General features: G+C 43.0%; 11 protein-coding genes. 7 read left to right on the plus strand and 4 right to left on the minus strand.

The window, feature by feature from the left end; all coding sequences use genetic code 11:
* Positions 1 to 17: 17 nt before the first annotated feature.
* A complete protein-coding gene (locus QWZ07_RS13170; RefSeq protein ID WP_261890876.1) occupies positions 18 to 761 on the minus strand; it encodes a class I SAM-dependent DNA methyltransferase in 744 nt (247 codons plus the stop codon).
* Between the two features lie 179 nt (positions 762 to 940).
* Positions 941 to 2,236 (minus strand): sensor domain-containing diguanylate cyclase, encoded by a 1,296-nt coding sequence (locus QWZ07_RS13175; protein ID WP_192853543.1) that lies wholly within the window; start codon positions 2,234 to 2,236, stop codon positions 941 to 943.
* A 239-nt stretch (positions 2,237 to 2,475) separates the two neighbouring features.
* On the opposite strand from QWZ07_RS13175, the gene QWZ07_RS13180 reads away from it, so the two are divergent.
* Positions 2,476 to 2,952, plus strand: a complete 477-nt coding sequence (locus QWZ07_RS13180) for a GNAT family N-acetyltransferase (RefSeq protein WP_225998493.1) — start codon at positions 2,476 to 2,478, stop codon at positions 2,950 to 2,952.
* A 350-nt stretch (positions 2,953 to 3,302) separates the two neighbouring features.
* On the opposite strand, the gene QWZ07_RS13185 is transcribed toward QWZ07_RS13180, so the two are convergent.
* Together QWZ07_RS13185 and QWZ07_RS13190 are read right to left on the minus strand one after the other, a co-directional pair.
* Positions 3,303 to 5,021 (minus strand): S8 family peptidase, encoded by a 1,719-nt coding sequence (locus QWZ07_RS13185; RefSeq protein WP_020477257.1) that lies wholly within the window; start codon positions 5,019 to 5,021, stop codon positions 3,303 to 3,305.
* Positions 5,022 to 5,394: 373 nt separating this feature from the next.
* Positions 5,395 to 6,750, minus strand: a complete 1,356-nt coding sequence (locus tag QWZ07_RS13190) for a sphingomyelin phosphodiesterase (protein ID WP_192853544.1) — start codon at positions 6,748 to 6,750, stop codon at positions 5,395 to 5,397.
* Positions 6,751 to 6,936: 186 nt separating this feature from the next.
* Between QWZ07_RS13190 and QWZ07_RS13195 the strand changes: the two genes are divergently transcribed.
* The 6 genes from QWZ07_RS13195 to QWZ07_RS13220 all read left to right on the plus strand — a co-directional run bounded on the left by QWZ07_RS13195 (position 6,937) and on the right by QWZ07_RS13220 (position 15,205).
* Complete coding sequence (locus QWZ07_RS13195; protein ID WP_192853545.1) at positions 6,937 to 7,533, plus strand: LysE/ArgO family amino acid transporter; 597 nt, start codon at positions 6,937 to 6,939, stop codon at positions 7,531 to 7,533.
* Positions 7,534 to 7,695: 162 nt separating this feature from the next.
* Positions 7,696 to 8,352, plus strand: a complete 657-nt coding sequence (locus QWZ07_RS13200; RefSeq protein ID WP_192853546.1) for a glutathione S-transferase family protein — start codon at positions 7,696 to 7,698, stop codon at positions 8,350 to 8,352.
* A 487-nt stretch (positions 8,353 to 8,839) separates the two neighbouring features.
* The gene (locus QWZ07_RS13205; RefSeq protein WP_192853547.1) at positions 8,840 to 9,418 is read left to right on the plus strand and encodes a porin family protein; all 579 of its coding nucleotides are present in this window, start codon (positions 8,840 to 8,842) and stop codon (positions 9,416 to 9,418) included.
* A gap of 154 nt (positions 9,419 to 9,572) precedes the next feature.
* Positions 9,573 to 9,986, plus strand: coding sequence for a VOC family protein (locus tag QWZ07_RS13210; RefSeq protein ID WP_192853548.1), 414 nt, complete (start codon positions 9,573 to 9,575; stop codon positions 9,984 to 9,986).
* Positions 9,987 to 10,205: 219 nt separating this feature from the next.
* Complete coding sequence (gene sbcD / locus QWZ07_RS13215; RefSeq protein WP_192853549.1) at positions 10,206 to 11,477, plus strand: exonuclease subunit SbcD; 1,272 nt, start codon at positions 10,206 to 10,208, stop codon at positions 11,475 to 11,477.
* Positions 11,478 to 11,482: 5 nt separating this feature from the next.
* Entirely contained in the window at positions 11,483 to 15,205 is a 3,723-nt protein-coding gene (locus QWZ07_RS13220) for an AAA family ATPase (RefSeq protein WP_192853550.1), read from the plus strand.
* The last annotated feature ends 156 nt before the right edge of the window (positions 15,206 to 15,361 follow it).

Raw genomic sequence — 15,361 nt, forward strand, 5'->3', positions numbered from 1 at the left:
ATAGGTGTAGAAAAGTGTTAGCTTTTTACACAAGCGATCAAAGCATTGCCTGACAAGTTATCCCATGGAAGTAACTTATCGTAATCGTGTTCAAAGATATGAACCTCGAAGTAAGGCTTCAGTATTTCAATCAACTCTTTAAACGAGAACGCGACCATAGGGTGTTCATCATTCCAAATTTGCGTTTCACCTGCAGTTGTCTTTTCAATGCTGAGTTTCAATGCTTGCTTGCTACCTTCACCGGAGTAATACCAACCTGAGCGAAAGGTGAAATCATCTTGTTCTTGGTTGGCCGTGTGTCGAACAAACAAGTCATTGCTGATCTTCTCTTTGTCGACCACGTTGAAGCAGAACACACCTTCGGGTTTCAAGGCTCGGTGCACGCTTGCAATGCACTCTTTTAGTTTCTCTAGACCATCGTTGTAATGGATTGAATACAAGAAACAGGTGATCAAGTCGAGTGGCTCAGAGACTTCAAAGTTACTCATGTTTTGCACGGAGAAGTTGGCTTCAGGGCAACGAACTTGAGCAATATCGAGCATCGGTTTATTCAGATCAAGGCCATTACTTTGATAGCCGTAATCAATAAAATGACGAACATGTGGCCCTGTACCACATCCAAGGTCTAGGTGAGTTTTTCCTTTATTTCCAAAAATCTGATGTAGCCTACGAACGCAGTCACTCTGCGCTTGGTAGTCAATATCGACACACATTAAATCATAGTAACCAGATAGGTCGGTATAGAGTGCGTTGGCGGACATGTTTGCCTGCAGCATAAGCTGAAAAAATTGGGGTGGCGCATCATATACTGAAATGTTGAAATCACAACTAAATATTCAATGACCGATGGGTTTTTATACCGACTTTTCGTTGTCAAAGCGTTTTGTTGTTTACGCGTTTTTAGGATTTATAATCTTTAAAATCGTCATGGGGTATTCTGTTATCCTAATGCTTCAACACACACCGCATCTCTATTAACTGACACTTGATTTTTACCGTTAGTTTTGGCGTTATAAAGGGCATCGTCCGTTACGCGAATTAAGGTGTTAATCGATCTCGTCGAATGGCAAATACAATGGTTGGTAATGCCTATACTGACGCTCGATGTAAACTGTCGGCGGTTAAACCCATAGAATGTGTGTTGACTGAAGTCGTGGCAAATCCTCTCTCCAATAACTTGGGTTTGTGTGGGGTTGGCATTAGGGATAAAGACAATGAACTCTTCTCCACCCCAACGACCAATCACGCCGTTCAAGGCCGCGACATGCGTTTTGATGGTGTTTGCTAGCTGTTTAATCACAGTATCACCAACGGTGTGCCCAAATTTATCGTTAATTAACTTGAAGTCATCAATATCAAGCAATAAACAAGACATTTCCATGTTGTGATGAGCTGGCTTATTTAACCAATCATAAATTGCGCGGCGATTAAAGACATCGGTTAGATCGTCATGCATCGCACGATAAAGCAGTTCTCTCTCTAGCTCTACTTTATCGGTTACTTCTTCAAGCACGACCTGAATTGCGTCTTCACCTTCCCAATTAATCACGTTGTCATAGAGATTGAAGTACTTCTTTGTCCCATCAAAGCACTGATTGATGACGACAGAACTAAAGCTAGGTGGATTGCCGTTAAGGATATTATGGCAACGTTTTATTGCCGATTGGCGTTGTTCTTCAGGAACGATTGAAATAACCGACTCCATAGATAGAACATGTTCGATCGAGGTCGCCCCTTGTTGTTCAACCCAAGCTTGGTTGACCATTAAAGGTTTGAAATTGCGATGAATCAAAATGCCCTGTTTTGATGTACAGAGCAGTTCTCGATACATCCGGTCAGTCTCGTTACGCTTGCGTTCGCCTTCGACCACTTGTGTGATATCAATGAGCGTAACTTGTAAGGCGGGTCGGTTATTCAGTTCGATAACATGTGAAAGGCAGAACACAGATATGTTACGGCCATTGACCGGGATATCCGTGTAGACTTTTCCTTTATTAAGTTTGCATTTGATGGCTTCAAGGTATCTCTTCTTTGCGAGGCTTTGGTGTCCGTTAGGTACCAAAGCGTAGACAAAGTCGATATTGTCGAGCAGTTCTTCTCGAGTGGTGTAGCCAAAAATTTTGGCGATGTTATTGTCAACATCAACGACTCGGTGATCTTGTAGCGTCATATGGCCTTGTGTTGAATCGAAATTCTTACAGGGCATTGTGGTGGTTAAATCTAGTTGAATACTCATATGTTCCTGCTACTTTTTCACTGAACTGAACTGAACTGAACTGAACTGAACTGAACTGAACTGAACTACGTGTGGTTCCTTCGGCGCTTTGATCGCAAGAGTGCAATGGAACACTTTTGCGACGAGACTAGACCAGCAAAGTATGCTATCTAAGTATCAATCAGTTTGGCATTTATAACTTTTTTATTAATCAGTAATTTTACCCAATCAAACGAAGTGATAAGGAAAGCACAGTGGTCATGGGAACAAAGGAAGTCATAGACATTAAAATAGACGATTTGTCCGGCGGCGAAGTTATCGTGTTGCTAGAAGAACATCTTGCCGATATGTATGCTACGTCTCCGCCTGAGAGCGTACATGCCCTTGATCTTGATGGACTCAAGTCGCCAGAGATAACGTTTTTCAGCGCTTGGAAAGACAGTCAATTACTAGGATGTGTTGCCATCAAAGAGCTTGATACTCAACACGCGGAGCTTAAGTCAATGAGGACGTCTCAGTTTGCTCGAAACTTAGGTGTTGCTAGTCAACTTTTACAACACGTTTTGGATACAGCAAACGCTCGTAAATATCGACAAATCAGCTTAGAAACAGGCTCTGAGGAGTACTTCAAACCTGCCCGTAACTTATATGAGAAGTTTGGCTTTGGTTATTGTGAACCGTTTGCTGATTATGAGCTAGATCCTTACAGCCAGTTTATGAGTATCGAACTACGTTAGAAGTCACTACATCGCAATAAGAGATTCCCTATCACGTTCGTTCCTCACTGTAGGGAATGACGGAGGGGTGTATTTTCCCGTAGAGAGTGACGTGGTTGTAGTTCGCGGTCGGAAGTGACGAACATAACATTTAGGTGATTTCCCTTGCGTCATTCCAGAACTGAGGGACGAGGTATCTGGAATCTCTTAGCGCAAAGTGAGGTTCCTTATCACGTTTGTTCCTTACTGTAGGGAATGACGAGGTGGGGTGTATCTCGACGACTTGTACTTCTATTTTGCTGTTGTGAAAAACAAAAAGGTTGCTCTGAGCAACCTTTTTTCTTTATGAATCAATAGATAAATTGAAAACGTTAGCGAGTTTCTAGCTCTGCGAAAATTGCTTCAGCATCCACAACACTTCCTGAGATAGAAAGTGTGTTGAACGGAACCAAATCTTCAGGGCTAGAAGGCTTTTTAACTAACAGCTCTGGGTAGATTTTCGATTCACCCATCAACATTGCCTTGAGCTCTTTGACGGATAGGTCAGGGTAGCGAGACCAAACCAATGCCGCGACACCGGAAACAACAGGTGCAGCCATACTTGTGCCACTTTTCGAACCGTACGTGTTTCCCGGAGTGGTTGATAAAATACGGTACCCAGGTGCAAACACATCAACCGATTTCTGACCGAAGTTACTGAAGCTTGCCACTAACGTTTCGTCGGCATATTTTGCTGATGCACCCACATCTAACCATGTTGAAATAGGCTTTGAACGGTAGTGCTTCGCGTAGCGGTTTGGAAAGCTTGGTTTGATGTCGTTATCGTTACGGCTGTTTCCCGCAGAGTGAACGATCAACACGCCTTTACGCGCTGCATAGCGGAACGCGTGGTCGACGATGTACTTACGTGGCGAGTAGCTTTTGCCGAAGCTCATGTTAATGACCTTAGCACCATTATCGACGGCGTAGCGCACTGCGTTAGCAATGTCTTTGTCTCGCTCATCGCCATTTGGCACCATACGTACCGCCATGATCTGAGCATGATCCGCTACACCATCAATACCAATAAAATTGCCGCGTTCAGCTGCGATGATTCCAGCGACGTGTGTACCGTGCGAACCGACAGGGCCTTTTACATCGTTGTTGCCGTAGCCTTTTTCCCAAGGGTTAGAAATGTCATCCCAAACAATGTCGCCACGCGTATCGAGGTCTAGGTTAAGGTGAAAATCTAGAGAGTCTTGATAGCGGCTACGACGAGATTCCAGGTATTCAAAGGAGTACCATGAATCAAACACACTCAAAAGCCCTTCAGCTGCTGTAACGACGCTAGCATTCTCACTATCTAACAGTGTTTTCAGACCGTTAGTAGAAAAGTCTTTTTGATCGACGAATTTAAGAATCTCTTCTTTGTATTCATTGGCTTGGTCAGTTGCTGTTGTTACGCGATTCAACGCATCTTGGTCATCTTTTAGAGACGACAAGTAATCGGATTCAACACCTTGATAGTACTTACGTTTCTTACGCGGAATCCAATGTCCGTTCTCTTTTAACTCAAGGTACTTTTTGTATTCTCTAGTGACTTCTAACGTGTCTTGGTCAACGTTAATGCCTAACGAGTTACCCAAAAAGTTCCAGCCGTGGACATCGTCAATGTAACCATTGCCATCATCGTCAATCCCGTTGTTTGGGATCTCGTCTTCATTGGTCCAAAGTTTGTTTTTGAGGTCTTCGTGTTCAACGTCGACACCTGAATCAAGAACGGCAACGATGACTGGTTGTGGTTGAAGAGGGGGCATCAAGTAGTCGTATACCACATCAGAACCCACACCCTGAATTCTTGTGTAGCTTGCCGTTAAGTTAAACCAATCACCGCGTTGTTCATCTGCGTTACTCATCATTCTCATAGAGAAGAATGAAGGTTGAATGGTTTCTCGTGAGTAATCCTCAACAATTGTGCCTTTTACATCTTGAATAAAAGGAGAGTTGGCGGGTTGTGGCTCTGGGCTAATCTCATTCAGAGTCGTTGCTGATACGTGGGTCGAAGCCATAATAGCGAGGGCTATTGTGGTAAGTCTTTGTCCGTGATTCATCTGTGGTGCATCCTTATCATTGTGCGACTAAATAGTTGTGCGACTAGAGCTGACTCCTTTGAAAATAAGTGTAAAAAACACGCAGTAAGTCAGTTTTGTGAGAGGGAAATGCCCGCTCAAAACGCAGTTAAAAGGTAATATGCAATCAGACTTGTATCATTCGCTTGGTCAATGAAATGGTAGGAAGATCTCACTGTGATCGATTTTTAACTCTCAAAGTTTGAGCTAAATTCTATTAATAAAATCAATATTTATAAAATAAATATTGGAATTAAAGATGTTTAAAATCAATTGATTAGTTTGTTAATTGCAGGGGTGGTTTTGGCTCTCACTCAGCATTGAAGTGCTTTTGAAAGAGCCAAGATCAAGGAGCTTAGTCTTCGTGAGAGCTAAATTCAAAGTTTCCGTTGATGGCAAAATGGTCTGAAAGGTGCCAACTTCCCCAAGTGTCAGAGCTCAACCTTTGATGAAGCTTGACCGCATTAGTATTACTTGTTGCTCGTTTATGCATTCTGCTAACAAAAACGTAATCCAGATACTCTACATCAGCACCACCTGAATACTTATAAGCAGCATACGGGTTAATCGTCGGGTCAAAGGTTGCATTGGTGTAGCCTCTGAATTCTGGAGGATCAACATCCAACGTAGCTAGCATTAAAAGGTATTCCACGAAGTCGCTATTTTTATCGATATTGAAGTCTCCAGCATAGATAACCGCTTCGTTGGAAGGTATGCCTTTAGTCAGCATAAAGGTTCGCATCAGTCCTAGCTGTAGGCGTCTTAGACGTTTGGCTGCTGGCGTATTAAATGATGCTAGGTGAGTGTTGAATATATGGTATATCTCACCATCTTTGTCGACTTTGGTATAGACGACGCCTTTATCTGCGTAACAATCAGTTCCGGAGCAGTGTTCAAAAACTATACTGTCGGTTTCAATAATTGGATGGCGACTAAAAGTGACCACGCCTCCGTCGTACATCGCACTAGTGCCACCTCCTACGACCTCTGTTCTAAATGCATATTCCTCTGCTAGAGCGTTGAATAGGATCTCTCGGTCTGAAGAAAAAGCTTCTTGAAGTGTGAGTACGTCATATCCGGAGAGAGTGTGATCCAAGACACTTGCACGACTTGTAATGTTTGATGATACGCCGGGGAGCATCCATAGGTTATATGACCCAACGTTCAAGGTATTTGGGTCTTGATCAAAATCATTGATCGTATGTTCTGAGACTACAAATTCAACGTCGTCAAAGCCTGACGTGTATATAGCCTTAACACCGAACTCAGAGTGATATCCATCTTGGTTATATCGATGAAGAATATATGGGTTGTAGTCGGTCATCATCCCTTGATCTTTATACCCATAAGACAACGTTGAGCCTGAACCGTGACCAACTAACCTAAGTTGACTTACAGGTTCTTGCGGCTTAGGTTCCCAAGAACCTTCGTTTGTTAATCGTGAAATTGTTAGGAAGTAGTCATACGTTGCGCCATTAACAAGCCCATAATATCGATTAAAATCAGCTACTTTAGCTTTTTGATAAGGCCAAATAACTAAGTCATTTTCAGTCAACCTGTATTGGTAACCGTTACTTACGGGTTCACTGGAGTCTATCGAAAAGTTTATTAATATGGGTTTGTCGGTGCGGTTTATATAGTAAAGTGATGTTGCGAGTGCTTGGCTGGCTATTGCCCAAATTATCAGTGTTGAACACAGCTTTTTAATCATGTTTCTTCCTTTGATTACATTCCTAAAATCGAAAACAGAAAGTAGTCCTCATATGCATTCGGTTGCAAATTAAAGATTTTGGTTTTGTGCTGTGTAACGCGCATGTGATCATATTGTAAATTTTATGAAAAATTACGCTGTTTTATAGTAACTTATGATTATTCTAACCGATTCGAAGTACATTCTATGACGACTTATTTTGCTGGTTTCTCTCTGGGGCTTTCGCTGATTCTTGCGATTGGTTCTCAAAATGCATTTGTCTTAAAGCAAGGCCTTAAGAATCAACACGTTCTGGCTATTTGTACCGTGTGTGCTATTTCGGATGCGCTGTTGATCAGTTTCGGTGTGACAGGCTTTGGTGCGATCGTTAAACAGTTCCCGCAAATAGAACAATTTGCTCGTTTTGGTGGAGCGATCTTTTTAGGTGTGTACTCTTTCTTAAGTTTTCGGTCGGCATTCACGGAACATCACGCTCTAGAAGCAAGTGTCGAAACCAAAGACTCGTTAACTAAAGCGATTGCTATGTGTTTGGCGTTCACTTGGTTAAACCCACATGTTTATTTGGATACAGTTGTCCTGTTGGGTTCCATTTCAACGCAATATCAACCTAATCAAATGTTGTTTGGCGCAGGGGCTGTGTCGGCTTCGTTTGTGTTCTTCTTTTCGCTTGGTTATGGGGCACGATTCTTGGGGCCATTGTTTAAGAACCCACGAGCCTGGAAGGTGTTGGAGTTTGTCGTTGGAGTGATCATGGCGTCAATTGCGATATCTCTGATCGCTTAGCCACCCGTATTTAGGTATTCAAACTTACTACCTAAAGTGACTACCTTTAGTTACTTCAGTAATTAATTATTTCTACAAATAACGAATTAATTTTCGTCTTTTGAATCTGGCGTTCGTCTTAAGGGTGTAAACAGAAATTAATAACCTAATTCGGAGTCGAAAATGATTAAATTGATTAGCTTTAAAAATTGCCCATTTGTTCAACGTGTTATGGGTTCTCTCGTAATGAAGAATGTGCCGTTTGAAATTGAATATATTGAACTTAATGACAAGCCACAGTGGTTCTTAGATATTTCGCCAAACGGTCAAGTGCCAGTGTTAGTAACAGAAAACGATACTGTGTTATTTGAATCTGACGCGATTGTCGAATACCTAGATGATAAATATTCACCTATTGAAGAAGTAACTGCTGAGCAGAAAGCATTAGACCGTGCTTGGTCTTATCAGGCGAGCAAACATTACATGCCACAATGCGGCACAATGGGAAGTAAAGACAAAGAGACTTTTGAAACACGTTTAACGAACCTTCAAAAAGCCTTCCTAAAAGCCGAAAACAAGTTAGGCAATACAGAATTCTTTAAAGGGGATTATATCTCTAATGTCGACATCGCTTGGTTACCACTGTTGCACCGTGCGTCAGTAATTAAAGAGGGGTCAGGCTTTGATATGCTCGAAGGCTTCCCGAAAGTACAGAAGTGGCAAGCGGCGCTGATTGAATCTGGATTGACCGACAAAACCGTTCCTGAGGATTTTATCGAGAAGTTTAGTGGCTTTTATTTAACGAACAATTACTTGGCAAGCCTAGCAGAAGCTCGTTAGTAATATATAGTCATAACTTGAAATATATTTTAATAGCATAGCGCTCTAAATAAAATTAGATAAAAAATAAACTCACTCTATTTGACGATAGTGTGAGTTTTTTAATATCAGGAGCTAGGTTAACGAAAGAGAACTCGATATATAGAGAGTTGAAATAGAGCAAAATAAGATATTTTAAATTAACGGGTTAGGTTGATTGTCATCATGAGTTTTACGGTTTTTCCGCAACTGATTTATCCATTTTGTACTTGATTAAAATACCTAGTCTCATAATTAAGACTTATTGAATGTCGTCAATTGTTCATTTGATGAACGTAAAATGTTGTGATAACTTCCTATTCACTCCGTAAATGAACAGTGTTTTATTATTCATTAGGAGTTGCTTGTTTATTGTATTTTAAACGGTAGCGCAACATTTGGAATAGTGTCGGATAACGATTTCCGGTTGGCCAACGCTACTACAGGACAAATTAAAAAGGGTATTTTCATGCTTAAATCAACATTTCTATTGGGCCTAGTCGGCTTGGTTTCACTTCCTACTTTTGCTGCTGGTATTGAAGGCGGTCCATACATTGGTGCTGGCCTTGGCGTATATCAAGATTCAGACACGGATGGCGGTGGCAATTTAGACGCAGAAAGCATGGGATACAGCCTTTACGGTGGTTACCAGTTTAACCGTATCGTTGGTATTGAACTAGGCTACACGGATTATGCTGACTACGAAAAGTTTGGCACTAAACTACTTTCACCAACGTCTCTGTCTGTTGCCGCTAATGTCGGTTACACCTTCGATAACTCAATTCGTCCGTTTGTGTTAGCGGGTTTGAGCTATGTCGATCTAAATTCAAGCAAAGGTGCATTTTACGGTGATGATTCAGGCGCAGGTTTCCACTTTGGTGTTGGTGTTGAATACACGCCAGTAGAAAATCTAACACTTCGCCTGATCTCGCAAGCAGACGCCGTAAACATTGAAAATTTCGCTTATGTTAATGGCAATAAAGTGCGTCTGAGCAGCAGAGATGTGGCGTTCAGCACAGTAACACTGGGTGCTTCGTACAACTTCTAATTGCTTAGTATTTGAATTCTAGAAATAGCCCATGTTGTCGAGCGATAACGTGGGCTTTTTTATGGGGTTTGGGTTTGTAAATTATGGGGCAATAGATTCGTAAATATAACCATAGTGTGTAGAATCCTATTTTTGTCTAAATCGAGAAATACAGATGTCTGAACCAATCCAACAGCAAATCGGAAATATCGCGCTCGTCGTGGATAACTATGATGACGCGATCGAGTTCTATACCAAGAAGCTTCAATTCACTTTGATCGAAGACACCAATCTAGGTAGTGGGAAACGTTGGGTACAGGTATCTCCTCCGAATTCAAACGGCACCAACCTATTATTGGCTCAAGCGAGTAATGAAGAACAGAAACAGTCAGTGGGTAACCAAACCGGCGGCCGTGTTTTTCTGTTTCTACAGACCAATGACTTTTGGCGTGACTATGAGTTGATGAAAGCCAATGGCGTTGTATTCAACGAAGAGCCGCGAGTGGAAGAATACGGCACTGTGGTTGTGTTCCAAGACCTCTACGGCAACAAGTGGGACTTACTTCAGTTAAATCGCCCCAATCTTTAAGTTTCAACTTAGCTAGATTTACACATCAAAACCGCTCTAACTTTGAGCGGTTTTTTTATATAACAAGTTCCGATTGATGGCACGTTGAGCACGAATCCTCGAAGGCCCGAAATTAGTTGTTTTTCACAAGCTTATAAACGGGGAAATAATGCTAACTCATTTGGTAGTTGATCGGTATTTTGGTAAATTAAAGCTATTACCGACTTCCAGTGAGCAACAATGAAGATCCTTCACACGTCCGATTGGCACCTTGGCCAAAACTTCTACAATAAAAGCCGTAAGAACGAACACGAACGGTTCTTACAATGGTTACTTGAGCAAGTTACTGATCACAACATCGACGCGATAATTGTTGCTGGCGATATTTTCGATACCAGTACGCCACCAAGTTATGCTCGTGAAATGTATAACAAGTTTGTCGTCGACTCGAATAAGATCGGTTGCCAATTAGTGTTATTGGGCGGCAATCATGATTCAGTATCTGTGCTCAAAGAAACTCAGCAATTACTGAAGTACATGGGTGCCGACGTGATTCCCAATACCAATGAAGAATACGCGACTCAGGTTGTCGAACTCAAAGGTAAAACTGGCGATGTAGAAGCGTTGGTGTGTGCGATTCCGTTTATTCGCCCTCGCGATGTATTGACCAGCCAAGCCGGCGTTACTGGTGTTGAGCGTCAAAAGCAATTAGGTGACGCGATTAAACAGCATTATCAAAGTGTTTATGACGCCGCTGTTGCAAAGCGTGCGACGTTTGAAAATAGCGACAATATGCCAATCATCGCAACGGGTCACTTAACCGCAATGGGCGTTAAGCAGTCTGATTCTGTACGTGATATCTACGTTGGTAATTTAGATGGTTTTGCTGCTGATGGTTTCCCTAATGCGGACTATATTGCCCTTGGTCATATCCATCGGCCACAAGTTGTCGCGAAACGTGAATACATTCGTTATTGCGGTTCACCCATTCCGCTCAGTTTTGATGAGCTTAAATCTCAAAAGCAGGTCTGTGTGGTTGAGTTTGTCGAAAGCGAACGCACCATTTCACAGCTGGCTGTCCCAACATTCCAACCCCTTGCTGAAATCAAAGGCGATTTGAACGAAATCGAGTCTCAATTAAACCAATACATTGGTGTGGAAGAAGGGCAAAGCGTATGGCTGTCGATAGAAGTTCAAGCTCAGGATTACTTGTCTGATTTGCAAGAGCGCATGCGAGCGCTAACGGAAGGTTTGAATGTCGAAGTGCTTCAATTGAGAAGGGCGAGAGAGCGACGTAATCAAGGGTTAGAGCAAGAGTCTGCTGAAACTTTATCTGAGTTAACTCCGATGGATGTGTTTGAAAAACGTATTGCTTTAGAAGAGTTTGAAACGGATTCTGAAAAAGCACGTTTAGAACGAATGACTATCAAGTTCAAGCAAGTGATGGAAGAAGTCTCTTACGGTGCGGATAGCCAAGAAGAAATAGAAGAGCCCAAAGGGACTGGTGAGTAACGAGTATGAAGATTTTAAGCCTAGAATTTGAAAACCTGAACTCTCTGAAAGGTCGTTGGAAGCTCGACTTTACTCAGTCACCGTTTGCAGAAAATGGTCTGTTTGCGATCACCGGCCCAACGGGTGCGGGTAAGACAACGATTCTTGATGCGATTTGTTTGGCACTGTTCCACCGAACACCGCGTTTGAAAAGTATCGCTAAAGGCACCAACGAGCTAATGACGCGCGGTACCGGTGAGTGTTTCGCTGAGATTGCATTTGAAGTGAAGGGTAAAACTTACCGTTCTAATTTTCATCATAAGAGAGCGCGCGGAAAACACGACGGTGCGCTGCAGACACCAACCTGTGAATTTGCGGATGCTGATAGTGATGCTGTATTAGAAACGCAGCTCACTAAGAAAATTAAGATGGTTGAGACCGTGACCGGTTTGGACTTTTCACGATTTACTAAATCTATCATGTTGTCGCAAGGTGAGTTTGCTGCTTTCTTGAATGCCAACGCTAACGACCGTGCCGAGTTATTGGAAGAGCTTACGGGTACCGAAATTTATAGCCTGATTTCAGAGCGTATCTACGACCACTTCAAATCGAGCGAAGAATCACTCAACCACCTAAAAGCTAAGGCTGAGGGCGTGAGCTTACTCTCTGAAGATCAGATTCAAGAGCTGACCAAAGAACATGGCCATCTAGAGTCTGAACAGAGACGTTTGACTGAACAACTTACTGAATGGAACGCGCATTTAGGCTGGTGGAAAGACGTCGGTAAAGCCGAACAGGTTATTACGGCAAGCAATCATGACTTAAAAACGGCGCAAGAAAACCTTGCTGAAAACCAACCATCGTTAGATCGTTTGGCTAATAGCGAGCCTGCTGAAAAACTGCGTCCGCTTCATAAAGATTTAAAGCGTTGTGGGCAAGAAGTTGTGACGACTCAAGCTAACCTTGAAAGCAGTACCAAGCGTTTAGCTGAGCGAGATACAGAAAAAAAAGCGGCACAAGAGAGTGTCAATAACCACATCAAGTCGGTTGAGGTCGCTAAACAAGAGCAGCAAGATCAAGAGAAGATCATTGAGCAGGTTCGACCGTTAGATAACCAAATTGCGATGTTGAAAGACAAGCAAGTAGCGGGTTCTAAAACGGTAAATACGCTTAATCAACAACAGGTTGAGAAAAGTCAGCTACAAGTTTCTTTGAATCAAACGGTTGAATCCATTAAGCAGCAAGAAAAGATCGCGGCACAATATTTAGCGGCTAACCAAGCTGATAGCTTGCTTGAGAAGTATTTGGGTCAATGGCAAATCAAGGTGACTCAGGTTCGAGATCTTGAGCGTCAACACACGGAACTTTTAAGTAGTGTTCAAGCTTCACAGCGCACGCTGGCCACTCAGCAAGCAGCGTTACAGGCAGCGAAAGACTCTAAATTGGCTCAAGACAAAGCACTCACAGAGTTAGTCTCAGCAGAGAACCAAGCTAAACAGCAATGGGACGCTTTGCAGCAAAAAGCCAATGAACATACCCTTAATGCACAAAAAGAGGTGCTTGAGCATTGGAGCCGTAATACCAATACTCTGGTGGATATTAATCGCGGCTTTGTTCAGGCGACTCAGCGTATAACGTCTAAATCTGTCGAATTGCAGACTAATACACAACTTAGCGAAAGGCTCATAAAAGAGCGTGAAGTGCTGGTGGAACGTTATCAGAATAATAAGACATCGTTAGAGCGTTTAACTCGCCTAATTGACCAAGAGGGTGAATTAGCGAAGTATCGAGCGGCGTTGAAGCCAAATTCAGAATGCCCGCTGTGCGGTTCAACCGAGCATACTATTGAACAATCTCAGGATATCGCTGATCTCGTTTCACAAAAAGAGCGAGAAGAGCAAGAGTTAGCTGTTATTCAGAAAGACGGCACAGAGCATCGTCAACAATTGGATTCATTAGTGCCTATCATCAATGGCCTCAACGATGAAATTCAGCGTGCTCAAGCCGATATCGAACAAGCCAAAGTGAATTGGGCAAACCTTGTTGCGAAGCTAGAGCAAAGCAATGTAACGTTATTGGCTCAGAATTACCCACTCAATATCTATATGCCAAATGTAGAAGGTTTAGGTAATAGCGATGTTGTGCAGTCGTTCGTTGATGCTTGTGAGCAGCAGCTTAACAACACGATCGTACTCCTGCGCAATATGGCTGATGCAAAAAATGCCTACCTTGACGCAGAGAAGCAGCGCGCAGCAACCGCGATGGTTGTCGAGAAGGCTCTATCTAATCTTGTACTCGCAGAACAACGACTCGCAGATCTTTCTACACAAACGAACACATTGATTGATCAAGCTGCTAAATGCGCACAAGCGAAAGAATCCGAGTGGCAAGGGCTTAGAGAAAGCATTATTCAAACATCAATTGAAGCGCCTGAGTTAACGCATATCGATGCTTGGTTTGCTCAAAAGCTTGAAGCTTCTAATACGTGGCTCACCACAAAACAGCAGCATGATGAGTTAGATAAGCAGTTGATTAGCCAACATGCTGAGCTGAAAGCATTCGATGACAAACTAGAAGCCTTAGCGAAAGACATCACGGTGGCGAATCAAGAGGTTGAGTCGCTGTCGAAAGAGCTGACGGTAGTGACCGAATCTAGAACGCAGCTGTTTGGTACACAAGACATTCAAGTCGCAACTAACATCATGAAACAAAAAGTGATGGATGCCGTCAGCGCACACGATGCCGCTCAAACGGCGTTTAACCGTTGTGAACTCGACAACCGAACTGAGCAGACGAAACACACATCTTACAGTGACGAGCTAACGGCTAAACAGACCGCTCTGACTGAAGTGACATCGCTTTGGAGACAAGCATTAACGACAAGTCCATTTGCTACCGAAGATGAGTTTGAGTCGGCACTGTTGGATGAAGCCGTGACAGTGCAACTGCAAAGTCTCAAGAAAACGCTGGAAGAGGCGATGGTTAGTGCTCAAGCTCGTTTGAATTCAGCCAAAGCGAATCTAGTCGAACTTAAAGGTCATGATAAAGCGGAAGCTTGGCAACAGCTTCCACTACAAGAAGTAGAACAAGCCGTGACTGACTGTTCCAATGCACAGCAAAGTCATGCGACGAAAATTGGTGCGATTTCTGCGAACTTGGAAACGGATCGCCAAAACCGCAGCAATCAACAAGACTTGTTCAAACAGATCGAAGTACAACAACTTGAGTTTGACGACATCTCACGTCTTAATTCGTTGATTGGCTCTAGAAATGGCGACAAGTTCCGTAAGTTTGCTCAAGGGTTAACGTTAGAGAACTTGGTGTACTTGGCCAACAAGCAATTGCAACGTCTACACGGTCGTTACGAGTTAAAACGTAAAGCCGATGATGGGTTAGAACTGCAAGTGTTGGATACATGGCAGGGCGATGTGATGCGTGATACCAAGACCTTGTCAGGTGGTGAAAGCTTCCTAGTGAGTTTGGCATTGGCACTCGCGCTATCTGATCTTGTGAGCCACAAAACCAGTATTGATTCACTGTTCTTGGATGAAGGTTTTGGCACGCTAGACAGCGATACATTGGATATTGCACTTAACGCGCTCGATAACTTGAATGCGTCCGGCAAGATGATTGGCGTAATCAGCCACGTTGAAGCACTGAAAGAGCGTGTGCCCGTGCAACTTAAAGTGACGAAACATTCAGGCCTTGGCGTGAGTGAGATGGAAAAGCAGTACAAGGTTATTGCTTAACTGGATTAAGCGGGTTTAGTCGAATTTGAGCAGAGTCAGTTCAGATAAAGCCGAATCCGTTTGGATAAGCAGATCCCCGACTCAGTCGTTCCTCCTTCTCGAGGATGACGGAGTCGGGGGCTGTTAGCAATCACACCGCCGCCACTCCTTTAGAGT

Origin of the sequence: Vibrio lentus (assembly GCF_030409755.1) — a bacterium.
GTDB classification, from domain to species: domain Bacteria; phylum Pseudomonadota; class Gammaproteobacteria; order Enterobacterales; family Vibrionaceae; genus Vibrio; species Vibrio lentus.

Excerpts from the sequence above, each read along its gene's own strand:
- QWZ07_RS13200 (WP_192853546.1), top strand. The coding sequence starts at position 7,696 with ATGATTAAATTGATTAGCTTTAAAAATTGCCCATTTGTTCAACGTGTT.
- QWZ07_RS13170 (WP_261890876.1), bottom strand. The coding sequence starts at position 761 with ATGTCCGCCAACGCACTCTATACCGACCTATCTGGTTACTATGATTTA.
- QWZ07_RS13205 (WP_192853547.1), top strand. The coding sequence starts at position 8,840 with ATGCTTAAATCAACATTTCTATTGGGCCTAGTCGGCTTGGTTTCACTT.
- QWZ07_RS13210 (WP_192853548.1), top strand. The coding sequence starts at position 9,573 with ATGTCTGAACCAATCCAACAGCAAATCGGAAATATCGCGCTCGTCGTG.
- QWZ07_RS13185 (WP_020477257.1), bottom strand. The coding sequence starts at position 5,021 with ATGAATCACGGACAAAGACTTACCACAATAGCCCTCGCTATTATGGCT.
- QWZ07_RS13175 (WP_192853543.1), bottom strand. The coding sequence starts at position 2,236 with ATGAGTATTCAACTAGATTTAACCACCACAATGCCCTGTAAGAATTTC.
- QWZ07_RS13190 (WP_192853544.1), bottom strand. The coding sequence starts at position 6,750 with ATGATTAAAAAGCTGTGTTCAACACTGATAATTTGGGCAATAGCCAGC.
- QWZ07_RS13180 (WP_225998493.1), top strand. The coding sequence starts at position 2,476 with ATGGGAACAAAGGAAGTCATAGACATTAAAATAGACGATTTGTCCGGC.
- QWZ07_RS13195 (WP_192853545.1), top strand. The coding sequence starts at position 6,937 with ATGACGACTTATTTTGCTGGTTTCTCTCTGGGGCTTTCGCTGATTCTT.
- QWZ07_RS13220 (WP_192853550.1), top strand. The coding sequence starts at position 11,483 with ATGAAGATTTTAAGCCTAGAATTTGAAAACCTGAACTCTCTGAAAGGT.
- sbcD (WP_192853549.1), top strand. The coding sequence starts at position 10,206 with ATGAAGATCCTTCACACGTCCGATTGGCACCTTGGCCAAAACTTCTAC.